We start from the raw sequence: 15,067 nt of genomic DNA, 5'->3' as shown, positions 1-15,067 counted from the left end.
TGGCGATCGTGACCGAGTGGAAGGCGTTCCGCGCGCCGGACTTCGCGCGCATCCGCGGCGCGTTGAAGGACCCGGCGATCTTCGACGGACGCAACCTGTACGACCCGGCGCAGGTGGAGGAGGCGGGGCTGGCTTATTACGGCATCGGGCGCGGGCGTTCGCTCGCATCGGTTCCGGTGCCCTCGGTGGCCATTCTCCGGCCGGCAGCCACGGCCTGAGAAGCATCGTCCGCTGGCCGCGCCAGCCGCGGCCGACGGGCGATTGCCGCCAGTCGAAACGGTATCGGGACGATGCCGACCCGCGCCTCCGCTGGATCGGACGCAGTTCGCGTCCAACCCGGTGATCCCTCGAATCCACGCCAGGACGCTCACGTGAAACGCTTCTACCTCTCCGGACAGCGCACGTTTCGCAATCGAGGTTGCGAGGCCATCGTGCGCAGTACGGTCGCCCTGCTGAAGGAACAATTCGGCGACGTCGAGGTGCTCGTGCCCTCGGTCAACATCGCGCGCGACAGCGAGCAGTGGCCGAATGCCGCCGATGACGGCGTGCGCCTCGTGCGCGCCTACCTGCCGCCGCCGTCGCGCTACTGGGTGCAACTGCAGAGCCTGCCGCTGCCGCTGATCAAGCGCGCCGGATGGCCCTTCCCCATGCCGCGCTGGCTGCGTCGCCAGCTCGAATCGGTCGACGCGGTGCTGGCCGTGGGGGGCGACAACTATTCGCTCGACTACCGCATTCCCTCGCCGATCATGAGCGTGGACGGTTGGGCCATGGACATGGGCAAGCCGGTGATGCTCTGGGGCGCCTCGGTCGGCCCGTTCGAGCGCGAGCCCGAGTTCGTCGAGCCGGTCACGCGCCACCTGGCGCGCATGCATTTCGTGGCGGCCGGCGAGTCGATGAGCCACGACTACCTGGTCCACAAGCTGGGCCTGCGCAACGTGATCCGCATGGCGGAGCCCTCGTTCATGCTCGGCAAGGAGCCGGTCGACCTGGCGCCGTTCTGGCCGCGCGGCGAGGGCCACGTGCTGGGCCTCAACGTGAGCCGGCTGATCGAGCGGCACAAGCGCCAGGACAAGGACCTGCACGCGGAACTCGCCGCCTTCATCCGCCATGCGGTCAAGGAACACCAGCTGGGCGTGCTGCTGATCCCGCACGCCGACCCGCTGCGCGAAGACCCGCGCGGTGGCGACGCGGCCTACATGGAGCCGTTGCTGGCGCGGCTGGCCGACCTGGGCGATTGCGTCAAGATGATGCCCAACGACTTCAACGCAGTGCAGACCAAGTACGTCATCAGCTACCTGCGTTTCTTCATCGGGGCGCGCGCGCATCCGGTGATCTCGGCGCTCTCCAGCGGCGTGCCCACCGTGTCGATCGCCTACAGCGTCAAGGCCTGCGGCATCAACCGCGACATGTTCGGCAACCAGGAAATGGTGCTGCAGGCGCGCAACCTTTCCTCGACCACGTTGCGCGAGGCGCTCGAGCACCTGGTGCAACGCGAGGACACGCTGCGCAGCCTGCTCGAGAAGCGCACCGCCGAATGGCAGGGGGCCGCGCGCGCGGCCGCCGCCCGCATCCATGACTGCCTGTGCTGACCCCGGAGCTCCCATGCAGACTCTGACCGAAGACAACCCGGCGCGTCCGGGACTCGCGCCCGACAGCAAGGTGGCACCGGTAAGCGTGGTGGTGCCCTGCTACCGCTGCGTCGATACCATCGGCCCGGCGGTGGCCTCGGTCGCCGCGCAGCAACTGCCACCGGCCGAAGTGCTGCTGGTCGACGACTGCAGCGGCGACGGCACGCTCGAGCGCCTCTACCAGGTGGCCGCCGAATACCCGGATGGCTGGGTGCGTGTATTCACGCTGGCGCGCAACGGCGGGCCCAGCGCGGCGCGCAACCACGGCTGGGAGCACGCTCGCCAGCCATACATCGCTTTCCTCGACGCCGACGACACCTGGCATCCGGAAAAGCTGGCCATCCAGATGCACGTGCTTGCGGGCGATCCGGGCATCGCCCTGCTGGCGCACGCCATGAACGTGCAGGCTCGCACCGACCCGCCGCCGCCGGTGCGCCGTCCGGTCGCTGTACGCGTGCTGCCCAACCGCCTGCCGCTGATGGGCAGCCCGTTTCCCACCGCCTCGATGCTGCTTCGGCGCGACCTTCCATTCCGCTTCGACGAACGCCGCCGACGCGCAGAGGACTTCATGCTTTGGGCGCAGATCCTGCTCTCCGGCTACCGCTGCGCGCGGATCGAGCCTGTGCTGGCGTCCTGGCACAAGCCGCCGTTCGGCGCAGGCGGCCTGAGCGGCGACATGGAGGCGATGTATGCCGCGGCGATCGACGTTCGCCGCACGCTCCACGAGCAGGGCCTGATCGGCGGCGCGCGCATGCGCGTGGCCGCCGTGCTGGGCGTGGCCCGCTACGCGCGCCGGCGCGCCATCACCTACGCGCGCCGGTTCTCCGCAGGCACGCGCTCCACCGGCACGCGTGCCGCCCATGCCGACCAGGCGAGCTGACGATGAACACCACCAGCACCATGGACCAGCCCCTCGCGTATTCCGACAGTCCGACCAACACCAATGCCCGCGTGCTGCTCGGGCTGATGCTGGTGGCGGCGGTAATCGTGGTGGTCACCTTCGCCGTCGCTACGCGCGGCAACATCGGCACGGACACCTCGGTCTATGCCAGCTTCTTCGAAAGCCTCCAGCACCATGGCGAAACGGACAGCCGCTTCGAGCCGGTCTTCTACTACCTGAGCGTGATCCTGGCCGCCTCCGGCATGAGCTTCACGGGCTACGAGGGCGTGATGTTCCTGGTGATGATGTGGACCGCGCTGGTGGCCACCCGCCGTTACCACACGTTCCTGGAGAGCGAGACCGGCTACACGACCTTCCTGGCCGCCTCGCTGCTGTTCCTGTTCATCTCGCCGGTGATGTCCAACGCGACGATCAACGTGATGCGCCAGGGCCTCTCCTCGTTGCTGGTTTTCACCGCGCTGCTGGCGTTCTACCAGCGCCAGTGGCGCGCGTTCATCCTGTGGGGCCTGCTGGCGACCGGGTTCCACTACTCGGCGCTGCTCTACCTGTTCTTCGCGCCGGTGCTGCTGCTCAATACCAAGCTGTTGCGCGTGGCCGGCATCCTGGCGTTCCTGGCCTACTGCAGCGGCGTGACCATGGTGCTGGTGCGGGCGCTGGTGCCAGCGGTCTACACCATGGTGATGGCCTATGACGCCAGTTCCTCGTACAAGGCCGGCGTGCGCCTGGACTTCGCGGTGTTCTCGCTGTTCTGGTACGTGCTGCCGTGGGTGGTCGCGCCGTTCGTGCGCGAGCCGGTGCGCGAGCGCATCAACCAGAGCACCGCGATCTACCTGGTGCTGATGCTGCCGTTCTTCGCGGTGGGCTGGGGCAACTTCTCCAACCGCTACCTGTTGCCGGCGTGGCTGTCGGTGTCGTTGATCCTGGCTGCGATCTGCTGCGACTGCCGCTTCTCGCCGTTGCGCAACCCGGTCGTGCTGCGCATGGGGCTGGTCGGTGCGGGTGGCGTGTTCTGCTACTACGTCACCCATGGCGTGGTGCTGTGAACCGCCTTCCGCCGAGCCCGAAGCGCGCGTGCACCGCCCGGCCGTCGGCCGCGACCGCCGCGCTTCACCCGTCGCCTGCATTTCGATTGCTATCTGTAAACGCGCGCGCGCATCGCGGGCCGCTGCCGTAAGACGCGCCCCGATGTCCGCGCCAGTCATTCCACGCCAGCCCAAGGCGTCTGCAAAGGAAGCCACCATGTCCACCGCCACCGCCGTGCAGGATGCAGATCCCCGCATCAAGCTCCAGGCTTCGCCGTACCGGTACGACGCGGATTTCGCGCCGTTGTCGGGGCAGGCCGGCGGCAGGCCGATCGACCCGGTGTCTGTCGCCGACGTGCTGCGCAATGCGTTCGTGTACCCGCCGCATACGATCTATCGGGATGTAAGGGTGGCAGTGATCGGCTTCGATCCGGAACTGGATCTGCATGCGGCACCCGAATACCGCTTCCCGTTCCGTTCCTCGCCGGCGCCGAAGCGGCCGACCGAGCAGGTCGCGGACGAGGACTCGCTGCTGCAAACCTACCATCGGCTGCTGTGCGAGGCGGTCACGCGCTCCACCGCCGGCATGCATGCGCCGTGGATGCTGCAGAGCGGCGGCAAGGATTCCAGCTCGCTGGCGATCGCGGTCGCCGAGGCCCGGCCGGACACCACGTGCCTGACCTACCTGGGCGGGCGCGAGGAGGACGAGGTCGAGTCCGCCCGCGCGGTCGCTCGCCAGCTCGGCCTTCGCCACGAAGCACTGGTGTGCAAACCGGCGCGCGCCTACGACCGCTACCTGGCGATGGTGCCGCGCCTGCCGCTGCTGTCGGCCGACTTCGCCATGCTGTCCTATGCCGATCTCACCACCGAGATCGCCGGGGCGGGCGGCGACGGCGTCATCGACGGGCTGGGCTCGGACATCTATTTCGGCACGCCGGTGGATGCGCGCAAGAGCGCGCTGTTCCGCATGGCAAGGGATCTGCCGGTGCCGGCAAAACTGTTCGAGGCCGGCCCGGTCAGCCGCAGCTTCGTCGCCTGTTTCGTGCTGGCGACGCTGGGCATGGACCCGTTCGAGCGCTATTTCCCCGGCTCGCGCTTCAGCGATGCGGAAGTCGACCGCCTGCTAGGCCGCCCGGTGGCGTCGCAGTCGCGCCAGCGCCTGCGCGTGTTCCAGGAGGAACTTGCCAATGCCCGCACCATCGAAGCGCGCAAGCGCGTCACGCTGGCGATCGTCGAGGCCGGCGCGGGCTTTCCCAAGGGGCAGTACACCACCAGCGCGCTCGGCCTGCGCCAGGCCTATCCGTTCTGCGATCCGCAGCTGGCCGAATGGGTCTACCGCGAGGTGCCCGACGCGCAGTTGATCGACCGCGAAGGCCACAACAAGCCGCTGGTGCGCAAGCACATCGCCCGCCGCTTCGGCGAGCTGCCATACGTGCGGGCCAAGGGCTGCTTCCGCTTCGACCTGTGCGGGCTGGCCGCGGAGCGCTTCGAGCAAGTACACGCCTTCGCCGTGGAGGCGCGCGACCTGGTGCCGGGCGCCGCGCGCTGGCTGGAGGACTACCGCGGCCGCATGGGCAACAAGTTCTTCGCCTCCAAGTTCTACCTGCTGGCCGTGGTGCTGCCGTGGCTGCTCAGCCGCGCCGACGCACCGGCGCAGAGGCCCGACGCATGACCGGGCCCGACGCCAGCGCACGCCGCCTGTTCCTGCAACGCACCCTGGCGTTGGCGGGAGTGGCGCTGTTGCCGGCGCTGCCGCGCATCGCCACGGCGGCCGCCAACCAGATCGACGTGCGCACCAAGGGCGCGCGCGGTGACGGCAAGACCGACGACACCACCGCGATCCAGGCCGCCATCGACGCCATCGCCGCCACTGGCGGCACCGTGCGGGTGCCGGCTGGCAACTACATGATCGACGCCGCGCGCGCGATCAGCCTGCGCTCGAACATCCGCCTCGAGATGGCGCCGGACGCCCAGCTGACCGCGCTTCCCAACACGCTCAAGCGCTACCACGTCATCCGCGTGTGGCGGGTGGACAACGTGCAGATCGTCGGCGGCCGCGTGGTCGGCGAGCGCGACCAGCACCGCGGCGACAAGGGCGAATGGGGCTACGGCATCAACATCCAGGCCTCGCACAACGTGCTTGTCGATGGCACGCACATTTCCGACTGCTGGGGCGACGGCATGTGGATCGGCGCGTTCGGCCGCGGCGCCAAGGCCGATATCTCCACCGACGTCACCGTGCAGAACGTGGTGTGCACCAACAACCGCCGCCAGGGCCTGTCGCTGGGTCCGTGCCAGCGCGTGCGCATCCTGGACAGCACCTTCAGCGACACCAACGGCACCAAGCCGCAGTCGGGCATCGACCTGGAGCCGATGGGGCAGGGCGACGTCAAGGACGTGCTGATCCAGGGTTGCACGATGACCGGCAACAAGGGCGCCGGAGTGGAGATCCACCACAACGTGTCCGGCGTGGTGATCCGCCGCTGCACCATCCGCGACAACGCCGGTTACGGCGTGCTGGCTGCGCGCATGACCGACCTGTGGGTGGACAGCAACACCATCACCGGCAACGGCCTGAACGGGGTCAAGCTCGCCGGCGTCACCAGCGACGTGAAAGTCACCGACAACACCCTATCGTCCAACAGCGCGCATTCGCTGCGCCGTGCGCTCAAGTCGATGGCTCCGGGCCGGGCCGGCGGTTCGCACGAGGCGCAGCTGCACATCGGCGAGAAAACGTCCAACGTGACCGTGTCGGGCAACGTTTTCTAGGAGCGGAACAGCAAAGGGATCCATGATGAAATTCGTCTTCTACGCCAACACCGACTGGTATCTCTACAACTTCCGTCTGTCGACCGCGCAGCGGCTGCAGGCCGACGGCCACGACGTGGTGATGCTGTCCCCGCCCGGCCCGTTCGGCGGGCGCTTCGCCGCGCGCGGTTTCCGCTGGATCACCCTGCCGATGGACCGCGCGAGCCTCAACCCGCTGCGCGAGGCGGTGACGCTGCGCCACCTGGTGCGCATCCTGCGCCGCGAGAAGCCGGACCTGCTGCACAACTTCACCGTCAAGTGCGCCGTCTATGGCGGCGCCGCGGCGCGCATGGCCGGCGTGCCGGCCACCGTCAACGCGGTGGCCGGGATGGGCTACGTGTTCACCAGCAATGATCTGAAGGCCCGCTGCCTGCGGCCGATGGTGCAGGCCATGATGCGCGGCACGCTCGACCATCGCCGCTCGCTGCTGATCCTGCAGAACCCGGATGACGCGGAGATCTTCCGCCGCTCGCGGCTGGTGGCGCGCGAGCGCATCCACGTGATCCGCAGTTCCGGCGTGGACACCTCGCGCTTCCGCCCCAGTTCGATGTCCGGCCGCGACGGGCGGCTGCGTGTGCTGCTGGCCGCTCGCCTATTGTGGGAGAAGGGCATCGGCGAGTACGTCGAGGCCGCCCGCCAGCTCAAGGCACAGGGCCGCGACATCGAGTTCGTGCTGGCCGGCGCGCCCGACCCGGGCAACCCGCGTTCGGTGAGCGACGAGCAGGTGGGACGCTGGGCCGAGGAGGGCGTGATCACCTGGCTCGGCCACGTCGAGGACATGCCCGCGCTGCTTTCCACCATCGACGTGATGGCGCTGCCCAGCTATTACCGCGAGGGCGTGCCCAAGAGCCTGATCGAAGGTGCGGCGGCCGGACTTGCGTTGATTACCACCGACCAGCCCGGCTGCCGCGAAGTGGTCACGCGGCACGGCATGGACGGCCTGGTGGTACCGCCGCGTAATGCCAGCGCACTGGCCGCGCTCGTCGCGCGGCTGGACGACGACCGCGAACTGCTGGCGCGCCTCGGTGCGAAGGCGCGCGAGAAGGCGCTCGGCGAATTCGACGAGCGCGCGGTGATCCAGCGCACGCTGGACGTCTACGAGCGCCTGCTGGGCACGGACATGCCCGGTGGTTCGCTGGCCGGCTCGGCGTCGTAGGGCGCCTCGCACGAGCTTCGTTCTTGTGCAGGAGCGCCCTTGGGCGCGACCGCCATGTGTGAACGAAGCTCCGCGGTCGCACCCAGGGTGCTGCTGGAAAATGGGCATCCGCGAGTAGCTTCGCCAACTGGCGAACAGCCAAAGAAAAAAGCGCCGGGGCAGCGTGGCTGCCCCGGCGCTAGGTCGTGCGTTCACGCGGCAGCCTGGCGGCCGCCCGCGGCGCGGTTTACTTCCGCTTGGGCGAAAGCGTGTTGTTGGACTGGCTGATCGAGTAGGTCTTCTTGCCGATCTGGATGTCGCGGCTGGTGCCACCGCCGGCGCTGGTCGCCGACATGTAGCGCGTGCTGTTGTACTGCAGCTTGTTGTTGCTGATCGTCACGTTGTGGGTCTTCGCGCTCATGCGCAGGCCCGCCAGGCCGTTCTTCGTGGCGTGGTTGCCGTTGAGCTGCATGTGGTGTGCATTGATCGACATCAGGCCGAACCCGCGATTGCCGGCGAAGGTATTGCCCGCGAAGGTCACGTTCGAGACGTGGGCGTGCATCTCGATGCCGTTGCCGTTGTTGCCGGAGATGACGTTGTTCTCCAGGCGGACGGTGTCGACCGGACCCTGCTCCTGCGGCTCGAAGTCGATGCCGGCCTCGGGCAGCGTGCCCTTGGTGTCCTTGAAGGTGCTGTTGACGATGTAGAGATGCTGCACCGGACCGATCGACATGCCCTGGCGGCGGTTGTGCGAGGAGGTCACGTTGTTGATGGTCACGTAGTTGGAACGGTCCAGCCGGCTGTTCTTGCCGGTCGCGCCGACCCACATGCCGTCACCCCAGAATTCGGAGAGCTTCACGTTCTTCACCAGGACGTGGTCGGAGCCGGAGATGTTGATGCCGTAGCCCCACTCGCCCGTGTTCCCCTTGTGCTTGGCGCGGTCACCGGTGATCTTGCCGCCGACGATCTCGACGTTGCTGACGTTGAAGACCTTGACCACGTGGTAGCGGCTGGCGCCGTTGGGAATCACGCGAAGCTCGGCGTTCGAATCGAGCTGCAGGCGGGTATGCGAGTGCAGCTTGAGCGGCTTGAGTGCGTTGACCATGTAGCGCCCGGCCGGAATGACGACCGTGCCGCCGCTGTTGGGCAGGGAATCGATGGCTTTCTGGATGGCGGCGGTGTCGTCGTGCGAACCATTGCCGCGGGCACCCATATTCTTGACGTTGACGGTCCGCGACCCGATCGAAATGTTCGGGGTGGCGTCCCACCAGGAAGCAGCAGCAGCAGGAAGTGCCACGGCAGACAGTGCCAGCGAAGCGGCGATCACCAGAGGCTTGGCAAGAAGCGAGCGCTTGGCGGTCTTCTTCGCGGAGGACTGGGTGTCGTGCAAATTCATCATCAGGAGTTGACCCTCTCGTCACGTGAAAGTGACGTGCACCATGCATGACCTTCACGGACCCTAACAAGCTCGACCATTGGGTGCTGTTCATGAAAATTGCACCGGCTCGGAAGGGGTCAGTGACGCTCTCGTAATCATTTCGTTTTACTTATGCAATCAATGCGTTAAAGGCGATGGCGGGAGCAGGAGGCGATCCTTCGGGGCGAACCCTGTGCACGTGCCCTTGATGGTGTTCCAGCCCTGCCGCGCCACCTGCTCGTTCACCCGGTGCGGAAGGCAAGCGAAGCTGCGGGTAACACCGCACCTGCGGTTCCGAGGGGCTCCCCCCCCTCAAGGCAAAAAAAAGCGCCGGGCATCGCTGCCCGGCGCTTTCTCTGCAAAGGCCATCCCGGCCGGCTGGCCCTTACTTGTTGGGCGTGAGCTGGTTGCCGGAAACGGAGATCGAGGAGGTCTTCTTGCCGATCTGGATGTCACGGCTGTCCGAACCGCCGGAACTGCTCGGCGACATGTAGTGCGTGCTGTTGTACTGGAGCTTGTTGCCGCTCACGGACGAGTTGTGCGTCTGGCCGCTCATGCCCACGCCGGCCAGGCCGTTCTTGGTGGCGTAGTTGTTGTTGATGTTCAATTGCCCCGGGCCGATGGCCAGCGAGCCGAAGCCATCGTTGCCGCTGAGCGTGTTGCCCGTGATGGTCACGTTCGAGACGTTGTAGTGCAGCTCGATGCCGTTGCCGGCGTTGCCGGAGAAGGTGTTGTTCTCCAGGCGGACGGTGTCCACCGGGCCCTGGTCCTGCGGCTCGAGATCCATGCCCGCTTCGGGCAGCGTGCCCTGGGTGTTCTTGAAGGTGCTGTTGACGATGTAGACGTGCTGGGACGGACCGATCGACAGGCCCTGGCGGCGGTTATGCGAGGAAGTGACGTTGTTGACCGTCACGTAGTTGGAGCGGGTCAGCTTGCCGCCGGACTTGACCGCGCCGATCCACATGCCATCGCCCCAGAACTCGGAGATGTTCACATTGCGCACCAGCACGTTGCTGGACCCGGAAATGTTGATGCCGTAGCCCCATTCGCCGGTATTGCCCTTGTGGTTGGCCCGGTCGCCGGTGATCTTGCCGCCGACGATCTCGACGTTGTTGACCTCGAACACCTTGACCACCCAGTAGCGGCTGGCGCCGTTGGGGATCACCTTGAGCTCCGCACCGGAGTCCAGCTGCAGGCGCGTGTGCGAGTGCAGGGTGAGCGGCTTGAGCGCGTTGATCATGTAGCGGCCAGCCGGGACGACGACGGTGCCGCCGCTGCTCGGCAGCGAGTTGATGGCGGACTGGATCGCGGCGGTGTCGTCATGCGAACCGTTGCCCAGCGCGCCCTTGTTCTTGACGTTGACGGAGGACGAGCCGATCGAAATGTTCGGCGTCGCGTCCCACCAGTTGGAAGCGGCAGCAGGAAGTGCCACGGCAGACAGCGTCAGCGAAGCGATAGCGATCATCAAGTTCTTTTTCATGGAGAAATTCCGCTTGGTGGTGCCCGGCTTGGCCGAGGACTGGGTGTCGTGTTGATTCATCATCAGGAGGTTGACTCGCTCGTCACATGGAAGCGACGCGGAAGATGCAAGTCCTTCACGGGACTAACAAGCTCGACCATTGGGTTCGGTTCATGGAAGTGGAGCGGGCTGGTGCACGCCGGATCGTTGGTGCATGGGGCCTCGCGACCGATGAGGCTGGATCGGCGCGCTCGTGCAATTAGATCGGGAACGACCGCGATGACCGGCCCTGCGAGGGTTTTCCGTCGGTGAAAATGGCAGGCACACGGGTGCCTGCGCGCGCGCGTATGCAGGAACGCGGCGCTTCCTATACCTCCGGTTGACGTGCCCCGCTATTCACTGAATAGGTGCCTAGGACGGCACCTTCAAAAAGCGGCCGCCGGAACAGCCCCGCCGCGCCGAAAGTCTGTAATCCCGCTTGAGGTCTCGTCCCCACTTCCGTGCCGGGCAATCCGGGCGCGTTGATCCCTCGAGACCCGCTAGCCCCATGGAGGACCCACCATGATTTCAAGAAGGCGCTTTCTTCAGTCGTCCGCTTCCCTTGCCCTGTTGCCGCTCCTGCCGAGCGTGGTCAGGTCCGCCGACACGGTCGTGCGCACCCGGCCCAGTTGGGACACGTTCTGCACCGGCCCCCTGTACGAACCTTTCGTCGCCGCGATCGGCGCCATGCGGGACAACCGCGGCACCACCACGCCCGCGAACTGGGGTTACTGGGTGGACGTCCACGTCAATTTCTGTCCCCACCGCAGCCCGTACTTCCTCGCCTGGCACCGTGGATTGCTGTATCGCTTCGAGGAAAACCTGCGCGCCGTTTCGGGCATTCCCGACATGGTGCTTCCGTACTGGGACTACTACACCCATCCGCAGGTCCCGCCGGAGTTCCTGGACACCACCTCGCCGCTGTGGCGCAAAGAGCGGACGGGCGACGATGTCACCGAGGCGCTGAGCCTGGATCCGTTCGCCGACGATGTGGTCAATTTCCAGCGCGGCAGCGGCAACGCATTCGAGGCGAAACTGGAAACCGCACCGCACAACCCGGTGCACAACCTCATCGGCGGGGCGATGGGCGACATCATCATTTCACCCCGGGACCCGCTGTTCTGGGTCCACCACGCCAACATCGACCGGTTGTGGCTGGCCTGGTTCGAGGCCGGCAACGGACGCCACATGCCCAGGGCCTACCAGAACTACTGGCAGGGCTCGCTCCAGTACGGCGACGCGGTGGACGAGGTGCCCCGCGTGTGGGCAAGGAACCCGTCCCGGTACATGTTCTACGTGTACGAAAACGAGACCATGCCCGCCGCGCTGCCGCCCGCCGAGCCGCCGCCGAGCACCTCCACGTCGACGGTACGCGCCACCTCGCTGTCGTCGTTCTCGTCCCCGCGTACGGCGCCGCTGCGGCCGGCGAGCGTGCGGACGACGTCGCTGGGCGCATCGGAGCCACTGGTGCTGGACGAACACTCCGTCACCGTGGACGTGGCGCTCACGGCCCAGGACGCCGGCCAGGTGCGTTCGCTGCTGCTGCAATCGACCGGTACGCAGGCCGCGGCCAAGGCCGATCCGCTGCGGCTGGTGCTCGATGGCGTGCAGCTCACCGGGCTGGGCGCCAAGGGCGGGTATTTCTACAAGGTGTTCGTCAACCTTCCGGAGCAGGCGGGCGTGAACCAGCCCGAGCGCAAGTACCTGCTCGGCATGCTGGGCTCCTTCGAGATCGGCGTGGCGCAGATGCAGGCGGCCATGCAGGGCAAGGGAATGCAAGGCATGCAGGACATGCATGGGGCCGGCAAGCCGGAAGTGCGCTTCGTCTTCCCGTTGAGCGAGGCGCTCCGCGGCATCTGGCCCGCCGACCTGGACAAGCTCAGCATCTCCTTCGTGCGGGCGAACGGCCGAGCCCATCCGGCCAAGGGCCACACGATCCACCTCAAGTCGTTGAGGGTGGAGGCCGATAACTAGCCATCGGATGTGACGCATCGGCCGGTTCGTGCCGGCCTGCCAAGGGCGCCGTAGCGATACGGCGCCCTTGTCGTGTGTGGCGGACGCCTCGTGCCACGAGGTTTCCGGTGGCGTGCAACGCGCGACCGGAGGGATTTTCACCAAAGCTGGCAGGCGCCTGTCTGTGTGCCCTGCAGCCCTTGTGTGTGATGCGGGTCTCGCCTGTCGCGACAGGCTTTTGGGCCGTCCGGGCATGTTTTGCCAACGTGATCATGTTTTGTTCACTTGGGGTCCTCTGTCGAGCTTGCTTAGGTACGTGACGATCGCGCATTTTTTGCGTGAGCTTCGCGTGACGAAGTGCTACCCGACAAAAGACCCGAGATCCCGTTGAACATGAACACTTCCGTTAAGAATCAGCAGCTTGCCGTCGCCGGCCGCACCTCCGTCACCGCGAAGAACTTCGTGAAGAAGCCGTTGATGCTGGCGTTCGCCGCGCTGGCCCTCTCCGCGGTCGCCGCGCCCTCGTTCGCCGCCGACTGGTGGACCGCGATGCCCAAGCCGGTCATCGGCAAGACCATGACCGTCGACGTGCGCACCAAGGGCGCCCTGGGCGACGGCGTGCATGACGACACCGCCGCCATCCAGGCCGCCGTCGACTCGTTGCCGATCAGCGGCGGCACCGTTTTCGTGCCGGCTGGCCACTACATGGTCAACGCCACCAAGCCGATCAAGCTGCGTTCGCACACCCGCCTGAAGATGGACCCGGCCGCCACCCTGGAAGTGATCCCGACCAGCGCCAGCCGCTACATGGTGATCCAGGTCTACAACGCCACCGACGTGCGCGTGGTCGGCGGCAACCTGATCGGCGACCGCACCAAGCATCTGGGCGACACCGGTGAGTGGGGTTACGGCATCAACGTCACCGCCTCGACCAACGTCGTGCTGAAGAACGTCAACATCTCCAACTTCTGGGGCGACGGCGTGTGGATCGGCGCCAAGGACGTCAACAAGGTGCACGTGCGTTCGGACTACGTGACCGTCGACGGCATCGTGTCGAGCAACAACCGCCGCCAGGGCCTGTCGATCGGCCCGTCGCAGCACGTCTACATCGTCAACAGCACCTTCCAGGGCACCAACGGCACGCTGCCGGAGGCGGGCATCGACATCGAGCCGATGACCGAGGGCGAGACCAACGCGATCCGCCTGGAAAACAACACCTTCGCCGACAACCACGGCAACGGTATCGAGCTGCACGCCAACATCGCCGACATCGCCATCGTCGGCAACACGATGAAGGGCAACTACGGTTTCGGCGTGATGGGCATCGGTGCCCCTTACGTCACCGTCACCGGCAACTTCATGACCGAGAACGGCCTGGCGGGCGTGCGCCCGAGCGGCAAGTCGCACGACTGGCTGATCACCGGCAACACGCTCAAGTACAACAGCACCCGCTACATGTCCGCGACCAAGGAAGGCGGTTCGCTGAGCCGCGACATCCAGTTCAGCGCGGGCTCGTACAACATCACGGTCCACGACAACATTTACTCGAACGCCAAGTACAACACCTACACCCGCTAAGCATTACCAGCTGGGTACTCTCCGGGGCAGCCTCATGGCTGCCCCTTTTTTTTCGCCGGTCGATCGCCCGCCAGGGCATTGACGATGCATTGATCCGGTCCGGTCAATCCTAGGTCGTTAAATTTCCGAACGGTCGAGGTCGGTCATGAATAATGGGCATGAAGCTCAAGCCGTCCTGGAAGGGGGCGCACGGAGCCGGGTCACTCCTTCGAGGGCGCTGGCACCGGTGAGCGTGGTGGTTCCCTGCTTCCGCTGCACGGCGACCATCGACGACGCCGTCGCCTCGATCGCCGCCCAGACGTTGCGTCCGGCCGAGGTGCTGCTGGTGGAGGACGCCAGCGGCGACGATACGCTCGAGGCGTTGCACCGCGTCGCATCCGCCTACGGCACCGACTGGGTCAAGGTGATCGCGCTTCCCGCCAACCGCGGGCCCTCACACGCGCGCAACACCGGCTGGCAACAGGCCGAGCAACCCTACATCGCCTTCCTCGACGCCGACGACACCTGGGGTCCGCGCAAGCTGGAGCTGCAGATGGCCGCGCTGGAAGCCGATCCGGAGATCGCGCTCATCGCGCACCAGATGCTGGTGCGCCCGCGCGGAACGGTGCTGCCGACGCCGCAGACGCCGGTAGGCGTGGACATCGTGGGGCGTGGAACCCTGCTGGTGCGCAATCCTTTCCCGACCGCCTCGGTCGTCCTGCGACGGGATCTCCCGTTCCGCTTCGACGAGGAATTCCGCCGCTCGGAAGACTACCTGCTGTGGTCGCAGATCGTGCTGTCCGGCTACCGCTGCGCCAAGATCGACCAGGTGCTGGCCATCTGGAACCGCCGCGAAGACGGCGAGGTGGGCTTGAGCGACGACTTCGACGCGATCCACCGCGGCCGGCGCGACTTGCGCCGCAAGCTGGTGCGGCAGGGCCTGCTCAGCAGGCATGAGTATGTCTTCGCCAGCACCGTCGGCCTGGTCAACAAGATGCGCCGCACCGTCGCGCGCACCCTGCGCGGCCGCACTCACGCCCCCGCCTGAACGCGTTCCATGCAGCGCCCCCCGTGGGGGCGACGCCTTGCCGGCGCGGTGAAGCGCATCGCCACGCGTGGGCTCCGGCAAGGGCGCAGTGCACGTCGGG

11 protein-coding genes and 1 pseudogene are annotated in these 15,067 nt (G+C 66.6%); 10 read left to right on the top strand and 2 right to left on the bottom strand.

Annotated features, from left to right (window positions below):
• The 7 genes and pseudogenes from ACFWZ4_RS14350 to ACFWZ4_RS14320 all read left to right on the top strand — a co-directional run.
• Positions 1-218 (top strand): annotated as a pseudogene (locus ACFWZ4_RS14350) (hypothetical protein); the annotation flags it as partial.
• A 153-nt stretch (positions 219-371) separates the two neighbouring features.
• Positions 372-1,589 carry a polysaccharide pyruvyl transferase family protein gene (locus ACFWZ4_RS14345; RefSeq protein ID WP_439705349.1) on the top strand — a complete coding sequence of 406 codons (1,218 nt, stop codon included), beginning with the start codon at positions 372-374 and terminating at the stop codon, positions 1,587-1,589.
• Positions 1,590-1,602: 13 nt separating this feature from the next.
• Entirely contained in the window at positions 1,603-2,508 is a 906-nt protein-coding gene (locus ACFWZ4_RS14340) for a glycosyltransferase family 2 protein (protein ID WP_439705348.1), read from the top strand.
• A gap of 2 nt (positions 2,509-2,510) precedes the next feature.
• On the top strand, positions 2,511-3,572 hold the full coding sequence (locus ACFWZ4_RS14335) for an EpsG family protein (protein ID WP_439705347.1): 1,062 nt from the start codon (positions 2,511-2,513) through the stop codon (positions 3,570-3,572).
• Positions 3,573-3,768: 196 nt separating this feature from the next.
• Complete coding sequence (locus ACFWZ4_RS14330; protein WP_439705346.1) at positions 3,769-5,223, top strand: asparagine synthase-related protein; 1,455 nt, start codon at positions 3,769-3,771, stop codon at positions 5,221-5,223.
• On the top strand, positions 5,220-6,320 hold the full coding sequence (locus ACFWZ4_RS14325) for a right-handed parallel beta-helix repeat-containing protein (protein WP_439705345.1): 1,101 nt from the start codon (positions 5,220-5,222) through the stop codon (positions 6,318-6,320). Before ACFWZ4_RS14330 ends, ACFWZ4_RS14325 begins: the two co-directional genes overlap by 4 nt.
• A gap of 25 nt (positions 6,321-6,345) precedes the next feature.
• On the top strand, positions 6,346-7,515 hold the full coding sequence (locus tag ACFWZ4_RS14320; protein WP_439705344.1) for a glycosyltransferase family 4 protein: 1,170 nt from the start codon (positions 6,346-6,348) through the stop codon (positions 7,513-7,515).
• 226 nt (positions 7,516-7,741) lie between these two features.
• Here the strand turns inward: ACFWZ4_RS14320 and ACFWZ4_RS14315 are convergent, their stop codons facing one another.
• Together ACFWZ4_RS14315 and ACFWZ4_RS14310 are read right to left on the bottom strand one after the other, a co-directional pair.
• Complete coding sequence (locus ACFWZ4_RS14315; RefSeq protein WP_439705343.1) at positions 7,742-8,893, bottom strand: right-handed parallel beta-helix repeat-containing protein; 1,152 nt, start codon at positions 8,891-8,893, stop codon at positions 7,742-7,744.
• A 403-nt stretch (positions 8,894-9,296) separates the two neighbouring features.
• A complete protein-coding gene (locus ACFWZ4_RS14310) occupies positions 9,297-10,391 on the bottom strand; it encodes a right-handed parallel beta-helix repeat-containing protein (RefSeq protein WP_439705342.1) in 1,095 nt (364 codons plus the stop codon).
• Positions 10,392-10,931: 540 nt separating this feature from the next.
• On the opposite strand from ACFWZ4_RS14310, the gene ACFWZ4_RS14305 reads away from it, so the two are divergent.
• From ACFWZ4_RS14305 to ACFWZ4_RS14295, 3 genes are all read left to right on the top strand, one after another.
• On the top strand, positions 10,932-12,383 hold the full coding sequence (locus tag ACFWZ4_RS14305) for a tyrosinase family protein (protein ID WP_439705341.1): 1,452 nt from the start codon (positions 10,932-10,934) through the stop codon (positions 12,381-12,383).
• 372 nt (positions 12,384-12,755) lie between these two features.
• Complete coding sequence (locus ACFWZ4_RS14300; RefSeq protein WP_439705340.1) at positions 12,756-13,940, top strand: right-handed parallel beta-helix repeat-containing protein; 1,185 nt, start codon at positions 12,756-12,758, stop codon at positions 13,938-13,940.
• A 226-nt stretch (positions 13,941-14,166) separates the two neighbouring features.
• On the top strand, positions 14,167-14,967 hold the full coding sequence (locus ACFWZ4_RS14295) for a glycosyltransferase family 2 protein (protein ID WP_439705339.1): 801 nt from the start codon (positions 14,167-14,169) through the stop codon (positions 14,965-14,967).
• Positions 14,968-15,067: the final 100 nt, after the last annotated feature.

Source organism: Frateuria sp. GZRe12, assembly GCF_051900535.1.
Taxonomy (GTDB): domain Bacteria; phylum Pseudomonadota; class Gammaproteobacteria; order Xanthomonadales; family Rhodanobacteraceae; genus Frateuria_A.
Note: the sequence above shows the minus strand (reverse complement) of the source record. Positions and strands in the feature narration are given on the sequence as shown.

Coding starts and splice junctions, on each gene's coding strand:
- ACFWZ4_RS14340 (WP_439705348.1), top strand. CDS start 1,603: ATGCAGACTCTGACCGAAGACAACCCGGCGCGTCCGGGACTCGCGCCC.
- ACFWZ4_RS14335 (WP_439705347.1), top strand. CDS start 2,511: ATGAACACCACCAGCACCATGGACCAGCCCCTCGCGTATTCCGACAGT.
- ACFWZ4_RS14330 (WP_439705346.1), top strand. CDS start 3,769: ATGTCCACCGCCACCGCCGTGCAGGATGCAGATCCCCGCATCAAGCTC.
- ACFWZ4_RS14325 (WP_439705345.1), top strand. CDS start 5,220: ATGACCGGGCCCGACGCCAGCGCACGCCGCCTGTTCCTGCAACGCACC.
- ACFWZ4_RS14320 (WP_439705344.1), top strand. CDS start 6,346: ATGAAATTCGTCTTCTACGCCAACACCGACTGGTATCTCTACAACTTC.
- ACFWZ4_RS14315 (WP_439705343.1), bottom strand. CDS start 8,893: ATGATGAATTTGCACGACACCCAGTCCTCCGCGAAGAAGACCGCCAAG.
- ACFWZ4_RS14310 (WP_439705342.1), bottom strand. CDS start 10,391: ATGAAAAAGAACTTGATGATCGCTATCGCTTCGCTGACGCTGTCTGCC.
- ACFWZ4_RS14305 (WP_439705341.1), top strand. CDS start 10,932: ATGATTTCAAGAAGGCGCTTTCTTCAGTCGTCCGCTTCCCTTGCCCTG.
- ACFWZ4_RS14300 (WP_439705340.1), top strand. CDS start 12,756: ATGAACACTTCCGTTAAGAATCAGCAGCTTGCCGTCGCCGGCCGCACC.